Annotated in this window: 15 protein-coding genes; 6 read left to right on the top strand and 9 right to left on the bottom strand. The window is 42.0% G+C overall.

What is annotated here, in order from left to right:
- Positions 1-87 precede the first annotated feature (87 nt).
- The 5 genes from lpxA to purC all read right to left on the bottom strand — a co-directional run bounded on the left by lpxA (position 88) and on the right by purC (position 6,314).
- Positions 88-906 carry an acyl-ACP--UDP-N-acetylglucosamine O-acyltransferase gene (gene lpxA, locus ACFFRD_RS23035; protein ID WP_392477663.1) on the bottom strand — a complete coding sequence of 273 codons (819 nt, stop codon included), beginning with the start codon at positions 904-906 and terminating at the stop codon, positions 88-90.
- Between the two features lie 306 nt (positions 907-1,212).
- On the bottom strand, positions 1,213-1,743 hold the full coding sequence (fabZ, locus tag ACFFRD_RS23030) for a 3-hydroxyacyl-ACP dehydratase FabZ (RefSeq protein WP_179074935.1): 531 nt from the start codon (positions 1,741-1,743) through the stop codon (positions 1,213-1,215).
- A gap of 98 nt (positions 1,744-1,841) precedes the next feature.
- Complete coding sequence (lpxC, locus tag ACFFRD_RS23025; RefSeq protein ID WP_392477662.1) at positions 1,842-2,714, bottom strand: UDP-3-O-acyl-N-acetylglucosamine deacetylase; 873 nt, start codon at positions 2,712-2,714, stop codon at positions 1,842-1,844.
- Positions 2,715-2,904: 190 nt separating this feature from the next.
- Entirely contained in the window at positions 2,905-5,400 is a 2,496-nt protein-coding gene (locus tag ACFFRD_RS23020; protein ID WP_392477660.1) for a BamA/TamA family outer membrane protein, read from the bottom strand.
- A 176-nt stretch (positions 5,401-5,576) separates the two neighbouring features.
- Positions 5,577-6,314 carry a phosphoribosylaminoimidazolesuccinocarboxamide synthase gene (gene purC / locus ACFFRD_RS23015; RefSeq protein ID WP_114083869.1) on the bottom strand — a complete coding sequence of 246 codons (738 nt, stop codon included), beginning with the start codon at positions 6,312-6,314 and terminating at the stop codon, positions 5,577-5,579.
- Positions 6,315-7,014: 700 nt separating this feature from the next.
- Here purC and ACFFRD_RS23010 point away from each other — a divergent pair.
- Positions 7,015-7,290, top strand: a complete 276-nt coding sequence (locus ACFFRD_RS23010; protein ID WP_114083870.1) for a hypothetical protein — start codon at positions 7,015-7,017, stop codon at positions 7,288-7,290.
- A 93-nt stretch (positions 7,291-7,383) separates the two neighbouring features.
- On the opposite strand, the gene ACFFRD_RS23005 is transcribed toward ACFFRD_RS23010, so the two are convergent.
- From ACFFRD_RS23005 to rtcA, 4 genes are all read right to left on the bottom strand, one after another.
- On the bottom strand, positions 7,384-9,963 hold the full coding sequence (locus tag ACFFRD_RS23005; RefSeq protein WP_392477657.1) for a GAF domain-containing protein: 2,580 nt from the start codon (positions 9,961-9,963) through the stop codon (positions 7,384-7,386).
- Between the two features lie 184 nt (positions 9,964-10,147).
- Complete coding sequence (locus ACFFRD_RS23000; protein WP_392477655.1) at positions 10,148-11,278, bottom strand: glycosyltransferase family 4 protein; 1,131 nt, start codon at positions 11,276-11,278, stop codon at positions 10,148-10,150.
- Between the two features lie 334 nt (positions 11,279-11,612).
- A complete protein-coding gene (locus tag ACFFRD_RS22995; RefSeq protein ID WP_392477653.1) occupies positions 11,613-12,767 on the bottom strand; it encodes an NAD-dependent epimerase/dehydratase family protein in 1,155 nt (384 codons plus the stop codon).
- A 926-nt stretch (positions 12,768-13,693) separates the two neighbouring features.
- Positions 13,694-14,749, bottom strand: coding sequence for an RNA 3'-terminal phosphate cyclase (gene rtcA, locus ACFFRD_RS22990; RefSeq protein WP_392477651.1), 1,056 nt, complete (start codon positions 14,747-14,749; stop codon positions 13,694-13,696).
- An 863-nt stretch (positions 14,750-15,612) separates the two neighbouring features.
- Here rtcA and ACFFRD_RS22985 point away from each other — a divergent pair.
- From ACFFRD_RS22985 to ACFFRD_RS22965, 5 genes are all read left to right on the top strand, one after another.
- Entirely contained in the window at positions 15,613-15,753 is a 141-nt protein-coding gene (locus ACFFRD_RS22985; protein ID WP_392477649.1) for a hypothetical protein, read from the top strand.
- A 184-nt stretch (positions 15,754-15,937) separates the two neighbouring features.
- Complete coding sequence (locus ACFFRD_RS22980) at positions 15,938-19,483, top strand: beta strand repeat-containing protein (protein ID WP_392477646.1); 3,546 nt, start codon at positions 15,938-15,940, stop codon at positions 19,481-19,483.
- 273 nt (positions 19,484-19,756) lie between these two features.
- Positions 19,757-19,909, top strand: coding sequence for a hypothetical protein (locus ACFFRD_RS22975; protein ID WP_392477645.1), 153 nt, complete (start codon positions 19,757-19,759; stop codon positions 19,907-19,909).
- A gap of 110 nt (positions 19,910-20,019) precedes the next feature.
- Positions 20,020-20,163 carry a hypothetical protein gene (locus ACFFRD_RS22970; protein ID WP_392477643.1) on the top strand — a complete coding sequence of 48 codons (144 nt, stop codon included), beginning with the start codon at positions 20,020-20,022 and terminating at the stop codon, positions 20,161-20,163.
- A 512-nt stretch (positions 20,164-20,675) separates the two neighbouring features.
- Positions 20,676-21,506, top strand: coding sequence for a squalene/phytoene synthase family protein (locus ACFFRD_RS22965; protein ID WP_163937748.1), 831 nt, complete (start codon positions 20,676-20,678; stop codon positions 21,504-21,506).
- Positions 21,507-21,834: the final 328 nt, after the last annotated feature.

Below are 21,834 nucleotides of genomic sequence, written 5' to 3'. Positions count from 1 at the left end.
ACTTAGGAATGCGGAGTTAAAAATTTAAATCATCAATTCATAACTCCTGTAGAGACGCGATTAATCGCGTCTCTCCTAACTCATAATTCACGATTCATCACTCGTGGTTTTTTTCCCTTTACCGGGAATCAAGCCACGTCTACCTGGCATCTGAGAAAGCAGCAGGAAGCGACGCAGATGTTGTAATTGTTCGCTATCCCCTAAAAGTTCCAGTTTTTCCAAGGCATCCTTAAAGGACAAATCAGAACGGTAAAGAATGCGGAAGGCTTTTTTCAGCGCAAGCAAATCTGCTGAGTCCATACCAGACCGTTTGAGTCCCACAAGGTTGAGGGTTCGCACTCGTGCCGGATTTCCCTCTACTAGCATATATGGGGCTACATCTCGGTCAATACGTGCCATACCTCCCACCATTGCGTGTCTACCAATACGCACAAATTGATGGACACCTAAAACCCCACTCAGCCTGGCGCGTGATTCAATATGCACATGACCCGCCAACGCTACAGAGTTGGCAATCACTACCTGGTCTTCAATTACGCAGTTATGAGCCACATGGACATAAGCCATCAGCAAATTACCATCACCAATTACTGTTGCTTCACCAGCACCAGTAGCGCGGTTAATAGTAACGTACTCACGAATTAAGTTGTTATCACCAATTTTGACCCAAGTTGGTTCTCCCACAAACTTGAGATCCTGGGGTTCCATACCGATGGCTGCACCTGTAAAAATCTGATTTTGCGCCCCAATCTCACAAGGCCCCTCTAACACAGCATGAGCGCCGATTATTGTTTCAGGGCCCACTTTGACATGCGCTCCAATCACAGCATAGGCACCGACTTGCACTGTATGGTGGAGTTCCGATTTCGGATGAATTACAGCAGTTGGATGAATTAGCGTTTTCAAGGGTGAATCTCCAGAACTGTCTTGATAAGTCAGCGCCAAATAGGGTTTCTAAGGCAGCGTGTTAATCTGGTTAAGAGATTTATACAAACTACCGCCCCATCAAGGCGACTGGTAGAGCGTGAAGTATTTCAGTGAACGAAAGTGTCGGGCAAAGCAAGTTAAGTGTGTTCGAGTAGCATCTCGTAGAGAGGGCATCGAAAATCAAGAAATTATCAGATGCTGTTGTGGATTTTTTTTTACTGTTATCCTTTTGTAGGATTCAGTAAGGGCATTTCACGGCTATGCCCACACCACGAAAGCAAACTTTTAGTTGACTAGAGAAAACATTAATTCCCCTTCACAAGCAAGTTGACCGTCAACTTCGGCACGACCTTGCATCTTACCGAAACGACGTTGTTTTACCCATAACAGTTCCACTGTCATGACTAGTTGATCCCCCGGTACGACCTGGCGGCGAAAGCGAACTTTATCGATACCAGCGAAAACAAATAGCCCGCCTTCTACCGAAGACATTTGAGTGAGAACAATGCCCCCAACTTGTGCCATTGCTTCGACAATTAGCACCCCTGGCATCAGTGGACGGCCGGGGAAATGTCCTTGGAAATAGTTTTCGTTGATAGTAACATTTTTAACGCCAACAGCTTTTTTACCTGGAACGTAGTCAATTATTTTATCTACAAGTAAAAATGGGTAGCGGTGGGGTAATAATTTTTGAATTTCTTCAGATGTGAAAGTTGTTTTTATTTCAGAGGCGATCGCAGTCTCATTTATACCCTGTAGTTCGGTAGATGTAGATGTAGTTGGATCGATAGTATTCACTTCAGTGAGGATTGACATTGGCCCTATAGTTAATTTTTCATCTGAAAGTCTAGCAGGCAAGCGTAGATCGAAACCTTAATAATCCTGAATTTTAAGCTTTAGAGCAAATTCAAAATCTAAAATCGTTCGACTGAGCGAAGTCGAAGTCCAAAATCTAAAATTTTCTGAGCCAGTTGAATGTGTAAATTATGGCTGGCTTTATACGCTAAGAAATGAGCTTGAGGAAAAGCTCCTAGTAAACTCAAATCTCCCACTAAATCCAAGATTTTATGACGGACTGGTTCATTTGCAAATCTCAAGGGGGGATTTAGCCACCCTTCTGGCCCGCAAACAAGTGCATTATCCAAACTACCACCTTTAATTAACCCAGTTTTTTGTAAGTGTTCAATTTGATGCAGTAACCCAAAAGTACGGGCAGGAGCAATTTCGGCAGCAAAGCTAGCAGAAGCTTTCTCTAGTTCAGTGGTTAGTGACCAACTATACCATTGATTACCAATGGCAGGCAGGTCAAAATCAATACCGTAACTAAAACGAGTTTCTGGTGCTGGGAGGGCACATACAAAGGCATCCCCTTGATAGACCCATATTGGTTCTGTAACAATCAAGGGAAATTGGTTGTTAACGGGTTGTGATACTAGGCCCACTTGGGAAATATTGGCTGCCCACACACTTGCGGAACCATCCAAAAGCGGGACTTCTGGCCCATCAATTTCAATCCGGGCATTATCCACACCCATACCCGAAAGTGCTGCCAACAAATGTTCTACTGTGCGAACATATACCTCACCCTTTCCCAACTGAGTTGAGAGAACAGTGTGACTAACTGCCGCAACTTGGGCTGGAATAATCGGCAAATCCGGTAAATCCACCCGCACAAAGTAGCGTCCACTTCCCGTTTCAGATGGTAGTATCCGCACCTGGGTATTCACACCGCTATGCAATCCCACCCCTAATTGGGTGATTTCGGCTGCTAGAGTGTGCTGTTGCATAGCCGAAAAGTCAATATATTTTGTTTAGTATTGTTCATCGTCTGTTTTGGTAAAGTCCCTGATATTCCCCTAAAAAAGTCATTAATCCCTTTATCGGAACAGTATTGAGGTAAATGTCAAAATTAGCAAGCTAATTGTCATTTGTCCTTTGTGATCCACTAATGACTAATGACAACTGACCAATGACAAACTAAAACCTTTCGCCAATACCGAAATTAATCCGACTATCTCCGTCATCGTTGACACCGTAGTCAATACGAATTGGCCCCAGTGGAGACTGGACGCGAACGCCAAGACCATAACCGTAGCCACTACCATTTTTGTTCAATACTTCAGCCGCCCTGGTACTGGTTCCCAAATCGCTGCCGAGATCAAAAAATAGTGCGCCACTGACTACTGAAAAAACTGGGAACCGATATTCAACTGATGCTTGCACGTAAGAGCGTCCACTACCTAATGCTCCTTCTTCGTAACCCCGGACGGAGTTGCTACCGCCAAGAGTAAAGGCTTCGTAGGGGGGCAAGTCACCAAGGATAGTTCCTGCTTGCAGGTTAAATGCTAAGGTTTGCGCCCCCTTGGTAAGGTTAATCAGCTTAATGGGTAAATATTGGCTGTAGCTACCCCGCAATCTGGTGAGAAGAATGTTTCCTAGTCCGATGGGAACCGACTGATCAACCCCGAAGCGAAGATAAGAACCGCTAGTTGGTTGCAATGGGTTATTACGGAGATCGCGCTGTGCCCCCAGTTGCAGCAGTAGTAAATCGTCTTCACCTTCCGAAGACAAGGTAAGTGGAATTTCTTGTGGTTGATTATTGGCGGTGGGGTTTCCATTCTCGTCGAGCGGAACTCCATCATCATTGAATACCGCTCCTGTTTTTCTGAGATTGCCATCGGCATCACGGGCAGAAACTCGTTGATACTGTAAACCTGCTGAGGCAGTCCAAACGGAAGTTTTGTAAGGATTGCTGGAAAGCGGACGGGTAAAGGTGACACCGCCACCTAGACGGAGAATGCGGGGGCGATCCTGAGAATCTGTATTACTGGCATTATTTGGGTCAAAAGTCCTAATATCTTCATCTTTGCCATCAAAAATCAAGGAAATGGAACTGCGGCGAAAAAGATTGGTTGTGTAGGAAGTCCGGTAAGGATCTCCCGCAATCCAAGGGTCTGTATATCGCACGTCAAATAACAGTTCCCGTTCTCCCACCTGCACTTCTGCGCCCAGTTTTTGGTTTCTACCGTTCAGGTTTTGCTGTTGATAGCTAACTGTTCCAAAAAGTCCGCTAGCAGAACTAATCCCTGCCCCAGCCGCAATAGAACCACTACTGCGTTCCGCTACATTCACGACTACATCCACCTTGCTGGGGTCAGTACCAGGGTCTAGGGAGACATTCACATCTTCAAATAGCCCTAGTCCATACACGCGCTGTAGGTCTTTTTGCACCGTGTTGCGGTTGAATGTTTGCCCTGGCTTCAACTCCAATTCTCGGGTAATGATGTAATCTTGTGTCCGTCCACGAATTGGTTGTCCCTTCTCGTCTGTCTCTTGACCATCTTTATTGCGGAACCGGACTCTAATATTTTCTACTACACCTTCTGCTACTTGTAGGGTAACAACTCCGTTTTCAGAGACTTGTGGCGCTCCAATGACGTTGGCTAGAACATAACCTTGGTCTTGATACCGCTTGTTTAACTGCTTGATGCCTTCTTGCAAGTCACGCAAGTTGAGGATTTTGCCATACTGCTCCTTAAATACTTCATCCACAGTAGTAGGTGGGAGTACAGAGGGAACGCCAGTGCCAGGATTGGCTTGCACTTCTACTTTGCTCAGGACGGGGTTAGGCTGTACAACAAAGCTCACCCGCACTCCCAAGGGGGTATCTTCTGGCGATGCTTGGACGTTGGAGAAGAAGCCAGTACCAAAGATGGCGTTAATATCTTCTTGCAGTTGGCTGCGAGTTGTTGTTCGTCCTGGTTGGGTACGAATTACCCTGTAAACTTGTTCTTCCAGTTCTGGTGATAGTTGCCCAGACTGGGATCTAATGAGTACTTCCGACACCAGTACGCGGGGGTCATTGGCATCCGGGGCTGTGTTGGGTTGAGTACTTTCTGGAGTTGTCGGCGGGTTAACATTCTGCGGACTGGGTGTAGCACCTGGTCTTGGAGCAGGTGTTCGTTGTTGACCATCTGGAAATGGAACGTCTGGAGCGGTAGATGGTTCTGGAGTTGTAGGTAATAAAGGTTCTGTTGTCGGTGGATTGACGTTCTCTGGGACTGGAGTCGTCTCAGGAGTTTGGGAAGGCGTTGGTTGTTGAATTTCTGGCGGTGGGATGTCTGGGGCTGGAGAGGGCTGTTGAGTTGGGCTGGGATTGATTTGAGGGGTTTGTTGTGCAGTTTTTGGCGTTGTGGAGGTTGGCACTATTACCCCTGGTGTCGGATTAGCAGGGTAAACTGCGACAATCCGAGATTTCTGTGCCTCTATAATCCCTGTGAGATTAGATCGAGATTTGAGATTTTTACTAGAGTCAAGCTGACTAGTGTCCTTTTCTGGCTGCTGATTTGTTTCTAGTGTCAAAACTTCTGTTGTCTGTTTTGAAGTTTTGGCAGTTTCTGCTTTTGCACTCAATGAGCCGCCCAAAGGGACTGTAATTGCTATTGCTGCCAGCAATACGGGAGATAAACGCATTTTACTTATGATTCCTCTTCACGACCACACACACACGATCACAAGGCAATAATGCCCTCATGCCAAAGGTAAAATTCAAAATATAATTTTTTTCTTTTGCTTTTTTACTTTACAAGGCAAAAGGCAAAAGGCAAAAGTTAAATATAATTCCTTCTGACCTTTTGGTTTTTACCTGTTTAAGTTGTAGTTTCTACTGCTTTTAGCACTCTTTGTAAAACCTCCTGGTAAGCATCCTCTACATTTCCTAAGTCTCGGCGAAAGCGGTCTTTGTCCATTACCCGGCGATTTGAGTCCTCTTCTGTGGTATCCCACAAACGGCAGGTGTCGGGGCTAATTTCGTCTGCCAAGAGCAACTGCTGTTGTGAGTCCAAACCAAACTCTAGCTTGAAGTCTACTAGGGTGATGCCGCATTGCTGCCAAAATTTATTGAGAAATTCATTGATTTGCAATGCTAGATGTGTAATTGCATCTACTTGTTCCGCAGTAGCTAGTTCTAGCAGGTAAAGGCGATCGCGTGTGAGCAAAGGATCTCCTAAGTGATCGTTTTTGTAATAAAACTCAACCAAAGGCTGTTTCAGAATTGTACCCACTGGCAAGCCTGTTTGTTGACACAGACTGCCAGCTGCAATATTTCTGATAACTACTTCTAAGGGTAAAATTTTTACTGCCTTCACCAGCATCTGATTCGGGGTAGGGCTGTCGATAAAGTGAGTCTTTATACCATAAGCCTCTAACTGTTTAAAAAGCTGGCTGGAAATGCTACAATTTATTTTTCCCTTTCCTTGGATACTGCCACGTTTTTGGGCGTTAAACGCCGTGGCATCGTCCTTAAAATCAGCCAACAAGACTTCCGGATCGTCCGTTGTATAGAGAATTTTTGCTTTGCCTTCGTATAACTTGGAATTCACAGACATGGTGGCAGTTAAAGTTCTAGGCGATGGACGATTTTTGTCCTTTCGGGCTTAACCATTTTATCTTTAGTTATTAACTATTAGCCATCGGTGATTTTTGAAGAGGATGTAAGGATGCGGAGAATTTAGCAGAAAAGTATGAGGTAAACAAGGGAGAATTTTGCCCTCAGCAAGAGCAGCACTCCGCCCCTCTGTATCTTTTCAATACTCAATGCCCTCATTAGCCAGTTGCTAAATATTAACAATTGAATCTCTAACTTTTAACAGAGGACAAGTGACTCTGGTTCTAGTATCCTCTTGTCAGTAGTATTACTGTTTAAAAAGTAACTATTCTTGCAAAACTTCTTTAGTGAGATATACTTATATGTTTTAATAGTTTTTAATTCAGGGTTTGGACTGAAGTTAATTACAATTTGAACTTCATAAATTAAGATGAGATAAATTGATGACCGGGAGGAAAATCAAATATTCTCTCTAGTTACTTTAGCAGCAGTTACTTTAACAGACATTTTTTCTGTAACATTTACAACAAAAGCATTTCAAGCTTTATCCTCTAGTCTCATAATCTGAATCAACTAATTCCTGCATAAACAATTGGAAAAAGAGTTGGATGGTTTGCTTTTCCCCAGTCTGAAGAAAGTAATAAAGATTAAGGTAGCTAGTGATTTCGCTTCAGACATTCAAATAGAAGGTGAATTAATAAATGGAGAACAAAATAGTGAATAAGGATGATTTTCTCTACCCTCGTGGTCGCTACTACGGTCAAGTAAAGCCAGAAAACCTGGTTTTTAATGCGAATCTACAGGAATTTGCCCAACGCGTAAGCTACATTTGCAACTTAGAAACAGGTGGAAAGCTGCCTCCAGGTGAAGCTTACAAACAAATAAGGGATCTATGGAAACAGTTGAAACACTCAAAGAAAGAACTGCGAATTGGTGAAGACCCCTTTCAGGATGACCAGGGGGAGGTTGAAGGTTGAGGAGGCGGAGGGCAGGGGGAAGGGAACAAGGGGCAGGGGAGGCAGGGGAAGCAGGGGGAGAAGAATTAATAACCCATGCCCAATGACCCATAACTACTTAGTAAGCATTGTCCAAATACCATCCCATGACTCTGGGGGCGGATTTTGTAAATAATTACGCGCACGTTCTAGGTGGATATCAACACCTTGGTCTTTGGGTTGGATGTATTTGGCGGCTTTAAAACAAGCGATCGCTTGTGAGAAGTCGCGCGATAAATAAGCAGCGCGTCCAGTATGATAATGATACAAAAACTCTTGGGTGTTGGCATCTAGAGGGGTGCTGCGATCGCCAATTAACTCGTAGATATTAACTGCTTGGTGTTTCCCTTTGACTCGGATTTTATCTAACTGGCGCACCCAAATGCGATCGCTGCACATCTGATAAGTAAATTCGCTTAAAATAATATCACAACCATATTCTTTAGTTACCGCTTCCAAGCGCGAACTCAAATTTACGCTGTCTCCAATTACGGTGTAATCCATCCGTTTGCGGGAACCAATATTACCCGAAACAACTTCTCCAGAACTAATGCCAATGCCAATACGAATTTGTGGCTGCGCCTGGATAATTCGTCGCTGGTTAAATTCCTCTAAGCGTTGTCGCATATCTAACGCTGACTGCACAGCCCTCCAAGCATGATTTTCTGTCAGAGGTAGCGGCGCACCAAATACCGCCATTAACGCATCACCAATAAATTTATCGAGCGTGCCTTCGTAGTTAAAAACCGCCTCCACCATCGTTTCAAAATACTGATTGAGCAAGGATAATACTTCAGCTGCACCGATATTTTCTGTAAGTGTTGTGTAGCCTCGGATATCAGAAAACAAGATGGTTACGTCCTTACGCTCACCCACCATTAAAGCATCTTCTCCCAGAGCCATGACTTGTTCGGCTACATGAGGCGTTAGGTAGCGAGACATGGTAGTTTTCATCCGTTTTTCCTGGCTGATGTCTTCCAACACCACCAAACCACCCCGAACGCCGCCTTCTGGGTTAGTTAGGGGATTGACAGTGAGATTTGTACTGCGTTCTAATGTTTGCACCTCATCAGGGCTAAAAAACTCAGATTCGGGTGTGAGGGGGAGATTCCAGGGAATGAATACATTGGGGTTAGTGCGATCGCACAGTGCTAAAATTGAGTACTGAGCGCTAAACGTCCCGCTACCGCTAACAGCATTCTTAACTAGAGAAATTCCCACCATCAAAGTTTGCTCTGGCACATAATGTTTAGCTCCAGTTTTTAAACTATCTTCGAGTCGCATTTGGAGATTTTCAATCGGCACAACTTCCCAAACTAAGCGACCAATCAAATTTTGTTCCCACAAAAGCTTGTTAATTTTGGTATTGGTATTTTTTACAGGACAACCCAATAATTCCAGAGCTGCATCATTAATTGTGACAATTCGACCTGCCATATCTGTAGAAATCACTGCATCTGACAGACTTTGCAAAATGTCTTTTTGATACTGTTTTTCTAACAATACATTTTCAAACAGACGAGCATTTTCTAAGGCAATTCCCGCCTGAATATTAAAAGCCCGCATAAACTCTTCATCAGAAGCAGTAAAACTGTTTTGTTGCTTATTAATTAATTGAGTTACCCCAATTAATTCATTTGCAGAATTAAATACTGGTAAACATAGAATATTGCGAGTCACATAACCAGTTTTTCTATCTGTACTTGGGTCAAAGCGGGGGTCTTTGTAGGCATCGGAAATATTTAAGGCTTGACCAGTAGAAGCCACATAGCCAGCAATGCCTCGGTTAGCGGGAATACGAATTTCTAGCAAGTTTGTGCCATCTGCCGCCGCCGCAACTTTTGTCCAGAGTTCGCTCATCTCTTTACGATATAAAAACAGCGTGCTGCGGTCTGCTTGCATTAAAATTCGAGCTTGTTCCATGACTATTTGCAAAGTTGCTTCTAAATCCAGACTTTGCCCCAATGTCTGAGTTGCGCGTAACAAAGCCGTTGCGCCTCGTTGATTCCGAGCGGCTACATAAAAAGATTGGCAGCTTTCCAGAATGATACCAATAGAAGCGGCAAAGTCTCGAAAACGTTCTTCATCATCATGATTAAACGGAACATTCCCGGTTTTATTAGCCAGTTGAACTACCGCAACAATCTGGTTTTTGCTGCTGATAACAGGCATACATAAAATATTATGAATTTTGTAGCCCATTTGTTTTTCAAGTTCTGGGCTAAATAAAGGATGAGTATAAGTTTCAGATATATTTAAATATTGACCTGTACTGGCAACATGACCGGGGATACCCACAGTCATAGGAGTACGAATTTCTAAAAATTTTTGGCTATTATCTTGCGGAACTTTTGACCATAGTTGACCTTTATCATGGTCAACTAAAAAAATGGCTGTGTGTTCTGCTTGCAGGATTTGACCTATTTTAAGTGTGATAGCTTCTAGTACCTTCTCTAACATAGTTTCTAGAGCTTCATTATTGATTAGTTCAATAGCTCTAAGAAATTGCTGGAACTCAGCAGTTATGAAGTCGAGTAGGCAAACAAATTCATTAACAGATAAATCTTTTACGCGACGTAATAAGGCGTGAGTCCGATTAACTTGAGTTAGTTCAGTTAATGTAGCCAAGACGCTGCCAGGGTTGGGGAGTGTCACGTCGCTTCGCTCCGAATTAAAAATTCAAAATTCAAAATTAATAATCCCCATAAAGAAATGGGCTTGTATTATGAGTCTGTTTCGGTCATGGGAATTTTAGATTTTAGATTTTGGGCATAGGGCATGGTTATTAATTCTTTTTTCCCTGCCTCCCCTGCTCCCTCATCTCCCCACTCCCTACCTCTTATTTTGCCAACTGCTCAGAAAATATTATCTTCTGGTAGTAATCTTGTAGCTGATTGGTTGCAGCTGCCCAACCCCAACTTTCTGCTTCCTGGCGAGCATTTTGACGGATGATATCTCGTTGTTCTTTTTTTTCTAAGAGGCGAACAGTAGCATCGATGGCTCCTTTAACATCTTCTGTTGGCTCAAAAAGATATCCATTGACCCCATCTGTCACAATATCAGGAATTCCCCCCGAACGGGCTGCTACCACGGGACAGCCAGCAGCCATCGCTTCTAGTAGTACTAAGCCTAGTGTTTCTGTACGGGAAGGGAAGATAAAGGCATCAGCACTCGCAAAGGCAGAACCTAATTCTTGTCCCATAAGATATCCAACAAAATAAGTATTTGTGCCAGCAAAGTGTTTTTCCAGTGCTTGACGGTGTGGGCCATCTCCAACCAATGCTAACCGCGCTTCGGGAATTGCTTCTAAAATTGGTTTGATGCGCTCAATTTCTTTTTCAGCAGAAAGCCGCCCAACGTAAAGTAGCAATGGACTTTCTGGATGATTTTGGGATAAACGCGATCGCATCTCTACATTAGCTAAATCGGGGTGAAATAATTCTGTATCCACCCCACGCTGCCATAAATCTACACGTTCAATCCCATGTCCTGTCAGTTCCTCCACCATTGCTGTGGAGGTACACAGATTCAACGCTGCTTGATTATGAGCGCCTTTGAGCAGTTCCCAAAGAAAACCTTCCAGCATCCCCAAGCCGTAATGTTGAAGATATTGGGGTAAATGGGTATGGTAAGAGGCTATTAAGGGTATTTTGAGGATTTTGCTGTAGAATATGCCAGCTAAACCCAAAACGGCTGGATTCACGACATGAATCACATCTGGCTTAAACTCTTCTAAGGCATAACCAATAGCTGGGCGGGGAAGTGCCATTTTCAATTCTGGATACAATGGCAGAGGAAAGCCAGTAATGCCGTAAACTTTAGCGCCTTTGTGTTCAGTGATGCCTCCATCAGGGGCAATCACCAGCACTTGATTACCACTACGCTGTAGATGGTCAACAGTATGGCGCAGGCGTGTTACAATGCCGTCAACCTTGGGTAAAAAGGTTTCAGTAAATAGGGCAATTCTCATAAAAAACTATTCAGTACAGGCAGATAATCTCAGCTTCAGAGTGCATTTTGCGATTAAACACAGAATAAACTGTCTCGTGTGCTGCAATCAATTTTGCACAGTCATAATAACTGTGCTAAACGGAAAATTTAGTAAGCTATAAAACATCTAATTCGCATAATCGAATTAAACATAACTCTTGTGGCGTGGGCAACATAAGCGCCCAGTTTATGCAATTTAAATATAGAACAGCTTAATAGCTGGATGATGCGCCTGATAAATAATAATTGATTGGTCGTCATATTGTGCTAAGATATGACGACCAATTTTAGACCCACGATTTACTGGGGTTTACCTAATTTCTGTGCCAAGAGACTTTGGGCATAATTTGCTTGTGATCGACTCGTTTCTGATACTTAATAGCAAAGTTTAACAGAGAATCGAGTAGAGAATCAGAGAGCAAGTGAGGCTGTAAACCTAAATCAAGCAATTTAGTGTTTTTAGCGTTGAAGTAATGTTCTTCTTTCTCAACTCTGGGGTTATCTAAGTGATTGATTTCTACCTTCAATCCCATAGCGTTACCAGCATTTTTCACCATCAATGCCAAGTCACCGACGCTGAATTGTTCGGTAAATTGGTTAAATACGCGGAATTCACCAGGTTGTGCAGGGTTAGCGATCGCTAATTCTACACATCGTACTGTATCCCGAATATCCAAAAACCCACGAGTTTGTCCGCCTTTACCGTAGACAGTTAAGGGATGTCCAATTGCTGCTTGAATACAAAAGCGGTTTAGTGCTGTACCAAACACACCATCGTAATCCAGCCGATTAATCAATAGTTCGTCCATCCCCGTTTCTTCGGTTAAGACACCATAAACTACACCCTGATTTAAATCAGTTGCTCGCAATCCCCATATCCGGCAAGCAAAGTGGATATTATGACTATCATGAACTTTGCTTAAATGGTACATCGAACCAGGCTGCTTGGGATAAGGTAAGGTATCCTTGCGTCCATTGTGTTCAATGGTGATATACCCTTCTTCGATGTCGATGTTGGGTGTACCGTATTCACCCATCGTTCCCAGCTTCACCAAATGACAGTCGGGGAAATCTTCCCGCATGGCGTACAACAAGTTCAACGTCCCAACTACATTATTGACCTGGGTGAGAACTGCGTGTTCTCGGTCAATCATGGAAAATGGGGCCGAACGCTGTTCACCAAAATGCACTAGGGCATTTGGCTGAAATTGATGTAAGGTTTTGCTAATAAATTCGTAATTTGTAATATCGCCGATGAACAAATCGATAGATTTACCTGTCAAATCTTGCCAGCGCTGGAGACGTTGTTGAATTAGTGCGATCGGAGTGAGAGTTTCGACACCTAGTTCATTATCCCAGTGCCGCCGCACCAAACTATCTAAAATTCCAACTTCATAACCTCGATTGGAAAGGTAAAGAGCAGTTGCCCAACCGCAATATCCATCACCACCAATAACCAGGACTTTCATCTTCACCAGTTTTTACTCGCTGATAGCTAAATCTACCAGGTTTCTGTACCCTCTCAATCATCATTCTGGGAGAGATGTAGATTTAGGGACCTGTAGAGATGTTGTAACATAACGTCTCTACACCAAATTATCGATTATGCAAATTTTTTAATTGAACTGGATTTAGGACTTACGCAAACAATAGCCGAAACCCTAATTTTCTTTTAGGGGCAACAAGCCCTACGCGCAGGGTACGCGATCGCCAGTTCCTTGATGTCGAACCCGTCCACCGCTTTGCGTCTATATGAATTGCCCCTAACGGCTGTAGTTTTGCGTAAGTCCTAATGTATTACTGTATTAATGTTTAAGCCGTTTCTGTGAACATACCAGTTCGGGCAAACTCTTCCTCTTCAGGGGTGAAGAGTGGGCCAAAAGCAGGTAGTGTAAAACGCCTTCTCATCCTTGTGATACCACTCTTCCGATTATGTTAGGTAAGTAATAAGTATTAGGAACGACTGAACTTAGTTTCAACGAAACTTGCAGTCACCTTGTAAATTGGTCAGTTGCTTATTATTGCAACAAATGCAACTTTCTACATAAAGTAAGTAGGTGAGAATAAATGAAAGTAAGTTAAGTTAAGTAATGTAAAAATCATTGAAATTATTAACTTTATTATTTATTGCAAATTTGATTACATTTACGATCTTTTAAAAGTAGTTTTTAATATTTTAGGACTTACGTAAAACTACACACGTTAGCGGGAATTCATGAATTGTCACTACCTGAAAATAATGGTTTTGACTATTGTTTGCGTAAGTCCTATATTTATTAAAGTTATCTGCTCAAAGTTGCTGTTTTTAGTTGAAAAGATAAGATATAACAGTATTAATTTTGATTTTCAGCTAGTCCTATAAAGTAGTTTATTATCAAGTGCTACTAAAATAATATCACTTGTTTAAACTAGTTAAACTCTTTACAGATACTATCTTTTCAGCTTCATTTACCGTAATTTGCGCCAGTCCAAACTGTTCAATCACTGCGGCATTCGTAGTCAAATGTCTACTTACTTCAGCCACCCGATACTGACTTTCTTGTGACGCTAAAGTAGCTGGCAATAATAACTGATCTGCTAAATGTTCATCCACTGCTGCACCAGTATGATGAAATTCAAGCAGTTGCTGACAAGCAATCTCTGCAACTGTCTCTGCCGACAACCGCAAACGCCCGAATCCACCAAAGCCAGTCAAGCTGTTTTGATACTCAGCAGTTAAAAAAATACCTGCTCCAGGTGCCACACCTTTTTCTCGTAAAGTCTGTACACGAACTTTCAAATGCGCTTCCCGTAACAAATTCTCCGCACGATTCGCCATCCGTTGCGGAATATGAGAAGGTAGTTCCGTTACTGCTGCTATTCCTCGCACCTGTTTTAACTCTCCCCTTTCCAGCAAGTTGATCCCGCCGAGTTGAGTACCACCAATTACCTGTAACTCTATTTCTCCCCCACCTTGAGGAAACCACCCCCAAGCGCCTAACTTAACTTGGGCTTCTACTCCCATACGTTGCAGTATTGGCAGATAAACTTGCTCAATGTAGGTTACAGTCGGGCTAAAGTTTACATGAGTTCCACCCTTTAGCGTTACCTGAGAATTACCCGTTGCTAGTGCTAAAGGTAAGAGAATTGTCTGTAAAACAAGAGCGATCGCACCCGCAGAACCACCTTCTTGTGCTTTACTCACATCAAAGGTGTAAATTCCAGCTTGCACAGCACTACCTGGAATGAATTCCAGCAACATTGAACCCAAAGCATCACCCCGTAGTTGGGCATTACAAATTCTACCCGCAGCCCGAACGGCTGTTAAGTGTTGTGCTGCTAATCCTGGCTTTTTGCGTCCAGCGCGAATGCCTGCAATCCGTATGGGTTCACCAGTAATGGCGGCTAGACTTAAGGAAGTGCGAAGAACTTGTCCGCCTCCCTCTCCGTAGGAACCGTCAATTTCAATCATGGGCGATTTAGAGATGTTGAATTTTGGGTTATCCGAAAAGTAAACGAGTCCACATTAACGGTATCTTCTCAGAAGAAAAAATACTTAAAGTATGACAGCGTTACGAGAACTATGAATCAATCGTACCCAAGTAATTTGACTTATCAACAGTAGAAACTGTGATCAGGACTATATTCGGGCAGTGAAGGCGGTAGAAAAGGCATCATCGCTATAAATAATAAGCAAGTTTAGTTAATATTTTGGCGATTTAGAAAAACCCTCTTCCCTCATGTGCGATCGCAACAACAAAGATTTACCCTATTTACTAGATAATCGTTCTTTGGTGTAAGCGTAGCCTGCCGAATATTTAGACAAACTTCATCATATCCTCGCACAAAGCACTTTTCATTCCCATATCACTGCAAATTAACAGGACTTCACCATTCCATCTCCATAGTTTTTTTGAATTTGTTGTAAAAAAACTTACTATGTTCAGGACATTTACTGATACCAAGTACTATTTGTAAAGGTTAATTTTAAACAAGTTCACAAGGATTGAGTTACACCGCTTAGAACAGGTTCGGCTCAGTTGTTACATTAGTCCCCTTAAGTTAAGGGTTCAACTCACTAAAGTTTCAACCAATTCAACTTTGCTCACTATAACTTTAAGTCCCCAGTTATCAGCCAGGGGTACATTTTACCATACCCATTTAGCAACCTCCTGACCTCAGACAACGGATAAAGTTTAGAGGAATTATTATGCCAATTTATGATCGTTGTATTGAATATAGCAGATAAGTAAAGCTAGCTCATAAAGAGCAGCGATCGCAGCTGCTATAGATGAAGATACGATTCAATCCGAATCCAACTCTAGCAGTTACAAAATGTCTAATAACAAGCTCAAAGAAGATAGCAAATATCTCAGTCTTTGTGCCACGTATTCATGTGCTAATCGTCCGATTCCTCTTAATAAAACACTAATAATCAACGGTATCTACATCCCCAATTTAACCATTAACGGTTAACAGAAAAAATTTCCGTTTTACAACAGCGTTTCTATAATCGACGCGATTTCCAGTTGCGATCGAACAACTATGACTGTCCTGAAAAGTCTAGATAGATTACTCATTTAAATAACTACTTAGCAACTGAATAAAGTTGCTGAGATTGTACTACAAATTCCCCCCTACACCCATTCGGAGTAAACAGATGGCTACATATTACGTTTCTGGAACAGGCAATGATAAATCTAATGGTTTGAGCCAGGGAGATGCATTTCGCAGCCTCCAAAAAGCTGCCGACTTGGTGAAGGCAGGTGATACAGTCTACGTGATGAATGGTACTTACACCTCGCCTTACGCCAATATCTTGAGTATTGCAAATAAGCAAGGTACGGCTAATGCACCGATCACATTTAAGGCACTACCTGGGCACACACCTGTTTTAGAAGCAAACGCAAAAAATTGGCAGGCTATATCAATTACAGGCTCAACCTACATAGCAATTGAAGGCTTAACATTGGTAGGAAATCGGGACAATCTTACATTAGAAGATGCACTTAACCAAAAAGACAATTTAAATAATCCAGCAACATCTGGAAATGGTATTTTTGTTACCGTCAGCAGTGACAATCCAAATCAACATTCAAGTCATATCACAATTAGTAATAATAATATCTCCAAGTTTCCAGGAGGAGGAATTGCAACAACACAAGCAGACTACATTACAGTAGAAAATAATGTCGTTACTGGAAATGCATGGTACTCACCTTATGGTACACAAGGTATTACTATGCTTAACCTTTGGAATTCCGATAACAACACGACAGATTACAAAGTAATTATAAAAGGCAATACTGTTTTTGATAATCAATCATTAGTTCCTTGGAAGGTAGTAGGAAAAATAACTGAAGGTCATGGAATAATGCTTGACACTTCTTATGTTGGAGATGTTGCTTACGCTGGTAAAGCTTTAATCAGTAACAACTTAACTTACAACAATGGCGGGGCAGGTATTCAGATTTTGAAAGGAGAAAACCCTGTAGACATTGTTAATAATACAATTTACCAAAATTCAAAAGTACTTTCAGACGGAGAAATTTTCCTTAACTATGCTAAAAATGTTCGAGTCTATAACAATATTCTGTATGGAAGCAAGGGGGAGTCTCTTATTGTCAGCAATAAGTCTACTAATCTTACATTCAACAATAACCTTGCTTACAACGGAGTTTTGAACGTTACAGGTTCAGGGAATATTTTAAACAAAGACCCGTTGTTTGTTAATCCAGCCAATGGTAACTTTAGTCTCCAACCTGGTAGTCCCGCAATTGATGCTGGTTCCAATATTTTCAATAGTATAACTAATAAAACTCCTCAAGATGGCGATGGGAATGGCACGGCAGTGATTGATATTGGTGCATACGAAGCCCCCCACAACACCATTGCCACCCCTGAAATTCAAGTTCTTAACGGCACAGTTGATATTGCAGATGGTAGTACTACTGCGATTAACTTTGGCGATGTCATTACTGGTAATACTCTCAGCAAAACCTTTACCATCAAGAACACAGGTACAGCTGCACTCAACCTCAGTAATCTCAAACTTCCCGACGGATTTAGTTTGGTAGGAACTCTTCCAACAAGTGTGGCTGCAAATGCTTCCACCACCATCACAGTGGCACTCAACACCACTAAACCTGGAACCTATGGTGGCACTCTGATTTTAAGCAACAACGATAGTGATGAAAGCTCTTTTGACTTTGCTATTAATGGCATAGTTAAACCTGTTCCGGTTCCCGAAATTCAAGTTCTTAACGGCACAGTTGATATTGCAGATGGCAGCACTACTGCGATTAACTTTGGTGATGTCATTACTGGTAATACTCTCAGCAAAACCTTTACCATCAAGAACACAGGTACAGCTGCACTCAACCTCAGTAATCTCAAACTTCCCGACGGATTTAGTTTGGTAGGAACTCTGCCAACAAGTGTGGCTGCAAATGCTTCCACCGCCATCACAGTGGCACTCAACACCACTAAACCTGGAACCTATGGTGGCACTCTGATTTTAAGCAACAACGATAGTGATGAAAGCTCTTTTGACTTTACTATTAATGGCATAGTTAAACCTGTTCCGGTTCCCGAAATTCAAGTTCTTAACGGCACAGTTGATATTGCAGATGGCAGCACTACTGCGATTAACTTTGGTGATGTCATTACTGGTAATACTCTCAGCAAAACCTTTACCATCAAGAACACAGGTACAGCTGCACTCAACCTCAGTAATCTCAAACTTCCCGACGGATTTAGTTTGGTAGGAACTCTTCCAACAAGTGTGGCTGCAAATGCTTCCACCACCATCACAGTGGCACTCAACACCACTAAACCTGGAACCTATGGTGGCACTCTGATTTTAAGCAACAACGATAGTGATGAAAGCTCTTTTGACTTTGCTATTAATGGCATAGTTAAACCCGCTCCGGCTCCCGAAATTCAAGTTCTTAACGGCACAGTTGATATTGCAGATGGCAGCACTACTGCGATTAACTTTGGTGATGTCATTACTGGTAATACTCTCAGCAAAACCTTTACCATCAAGAACACAGGTACAGCTGCACTCAACCTCAGTAATCTCAAACTTCCCGACGGATTTAGTTTGGTAGGAACTCTGCCAACAAGTGTGGCTGCAAATGCTTCCACCGCCATCACAGTGGCACTCAACACCACTAAACCTGGAACCTATGGTGGCACTCTGATTTTAAGCAACAACGATAGTGATGAAAGCTCTTTTGACTTTGCTATTAGTGGCATAGTTAAACCCAAAATTCAAGTTATCAATGGCACTGCTGGCAATGACATCTTTATTACCCAGCTAAATAATGGCAATGACATCATCACAGGCTTTGGCGGTATAGGTACTAACTCAAACCCTCCATCTGAGGTGATTGCCAAAGTAGATACCTTGCAATTTGTTGGGACTGGCTTGACTGCGAGAAATCTGCAATTAACTCAAAATAGCAATGACTTAGAAGTTATTTTTGAAGGCGTGGCTAATACCAAAGTTATTCTGCAAAACTTTAAGTTAGAAAACCTGGAGAACGTAAGCGCATTAGCAACAAGACCCGCCATCGGTAATATTCTGTTTGACGGACAAGCCAGTATTACAGACAGTTTTGATGTGATCAATGCCAACTCTACTCAAACGAGCATTTTCAACAGAAACACCGTCACCTTTCTCAATGAATTGAACAATAACGTCGTCGGTTTTGACAACTCCAACGATGTGATTAATGGTCAAGGGGGCAATGATACCATCAATGGCAACAGTGGTAATGATTTATTGCGGGGTGGTGCTGGTGATGATCTTCTCATTGGTGGAATAGGTAATGATATTCTCATCGGTGGTAGTGGTGCTGATGCTTTCGTCTACAATACCACTGTTGCTTTTTCTAGCACTACTGCGGGTATTGATACCATCGCTGACTTCAATCACTCTGATGGTGACAAGATTGTTCTGGATAAAACTACTTTTAGTGCCATTACTTCTATTGTAGGAAAGGGTTTTAGTAACGCCAGTGATTTTCAAATCACTAGCTTAGGAGCGGTTAGTAATGCTGTGATTGTCTACGACTCTATGACTGGACAGTTACTATACAACCAAAATGGTAGCGCTGCTGGTTTCGGCACTGGTGGTCAATTTGCACAACTTACTGGTGCGCCCACTCTTACTGCCTCCGACTTCATCATTCAAGCATAGTTGGGTTGGGTAAACTAAGTAGAAGTGTAATCCAAACATTAATCGACTTTCAATTAAATAGATCACACACATAGGGGCGCAATATATTTGTGCCCTTACAATTTTGCGATTTAAATACCAAATACCATCAGTAACAAGGCGAAAAAAAATACGGTGTAGAGTACAGCAAAATGAAGTGTGCAGAATTATTTGGTTTAAGATTACCTTTTCATTACTCTGACCTTTATAACTGTATTTCCAGCAGATAAGTTAGGCTTAAAACTCAGAAAAAATATGCAAAACGACGCTGGTAAAACTATTTATGTTGCGATGACAACGGCAGCAGTCCTAGTTCAAGCTGTGCTTACCGAAAATACTCATGCAGATGTGTGCGTTGTCAGTGCTGGGATAGCATGGATGTCAAAGTGCTTTAACCGACGCAGTTAAAATAATCAGTGGTCGTGCTGGATGATAGTCTTATTGATGGCAGTCAAACAGCAAGAGCAACGGCCCACTTATCGAGGTTACTGAATTATTGCTACCACTAGCTGGAGCAAATGCAAGGCAAAGAGAGTGTAAAACTTGTTGCCCAAAATTATACAACAGTAATTGATACTACAGAAGAGAGGCGATCGCTACCCAAGAAAACATTAACTGCGACTTGGAACTACTTGACAGCAATATTTTTCCTCCAGACCTAAAATCAATACATAAGATGTAGCAGGAGTTAGAAGTATTACACCTGGGTAGACTAACTAACGTAGAAATCCTGAAGAAAGCACCGTTGACCGATTTTGATCCAGGTGTGTGTCTACACTTTCCCAGACAAGGACAATTTGAGCCACTGAGTTAGTCAGATTAACGCAGACTTAAAACACTTTATAAATCCCTAAAAGGGATGTTTGCTCATGGAGAAAATTTGATGCTAATCAACTAAATATTAGCATAATTCTTTATATCTACACTAAAACTTTATGAAAGCTATATCAAACAACACCTTACATATTTTTGCAACCAAAAGCCTATATACTAGACTAGACTTTGATAAATTTGAGAGTTTTGTTAATTGCAACACCAAAAACTATTAATTTTTAGATGAAATACTAGCGTATCTTATAGTCTATAGTTTTTAAGGTTTAGTTAAAACTATATCCAGTATCATCAAAAAAACTGCAAACTTCATGTGGTGCAAAATCAATCGGGGAGTGGAAACATGAATTTACGTAGAGATGCATTGCAAATCCTCAAGGAAACTAGCCGAACTTTTTATATCCCAATTAGTCTTTTACCGCCAGGATTACAAGAAGCAGTAGCATCAGCATATTTGTGTATGCGTGCCATTGATGAAATTGAAGATCATCGCGAAATAGATAATGCAACTAAAGCAAAGCTGTTAAGAAGCATTAGCCTGACATTACAGGCAGGGGTTGATGGTTTCGCAGTAGAGGCTTTCTTTACAGAATTTAATGGGTATGAAAATACCTTAGAAGAAGTCACTCTGAGAATTAGAGAATGGTTGCTGCTAGCACCTGAGACTATTGCACCTCGAATTTGGGATGCCACTGCTGCAATGTCAGACCGAATGGCTTACTGGGCAGAAAGAAACTGGAAAATTTATACAGAATCTGATTTGGATCGTTATACCTTTGGGGTTGCAGGCGCAGTGGGATTGTTACTTTCGGACTTATGGACTTGGTACGATGGAACACAAACGAACCGTACCCAGGCGATTGGGTTTGGTCGCGGTTTGCAAGCAGTTAATATCCTGCGTAACCACACTGAAGATTTAAGGCGTGGGGTAGACTTTTTTCCAGAAGGCTGGAGTGCGGAAAATATGCAAGAGTATGCACGTCGCAATCTAGCTCTGGCAGAAGCTTACACCAAAGACCTTCCTACTGGTCCAGCCTTAGATTTTTGCCAAATTCCCTTAACCTTGGCTAATGGCACCCTTGATGCTCTTGCTAATGGTAAAGAGAAACTCAGCCGCAGTGATGTTTTTGCACTTATCGAACAGCTAATTAGTGTGAATATGAAAGCCAGCTAAATAGTCTGTTAAAAACTAATGGAGATAATTCTAAATTGCCTCCAAATTCGGGCATCCAAAATCCTACAGCGATTTTTGTAGGATGGGCACTGCCCTCTAAATACCAATTTTGGTTGAATTTTGGATGGCAACTTTGGTGTGTTTCGAGTGCAACTGGGATTTTGGATTCAAAATCTGAGACTTTACCCTGTTCTAGCAATGTAAACAAGTAACTCAAACATTTATTAATATAAGTATAATCAATTGCATTATTTTTGCGACTATTTACGTAATACCAGGTAAACTTTAGGAACTCTTCAAAGGATTTCCAGCAAAAATTACCTGGCAA

It is taken from the genome of Nostoc sp. C110, from assembly GCF_043099725.1.
In the GTDB taxonomy this organism is placed as follows: domain Bacteria; phylum Cyanobacteriota; class Cyanobacteriia; order Cyanobacteriales; family Nostocaceae; genus Nostoc; species Nostoc muscorum_A.
This window is presented reverse-complemented; position numbering and strand designations above follow the sequence as displayed.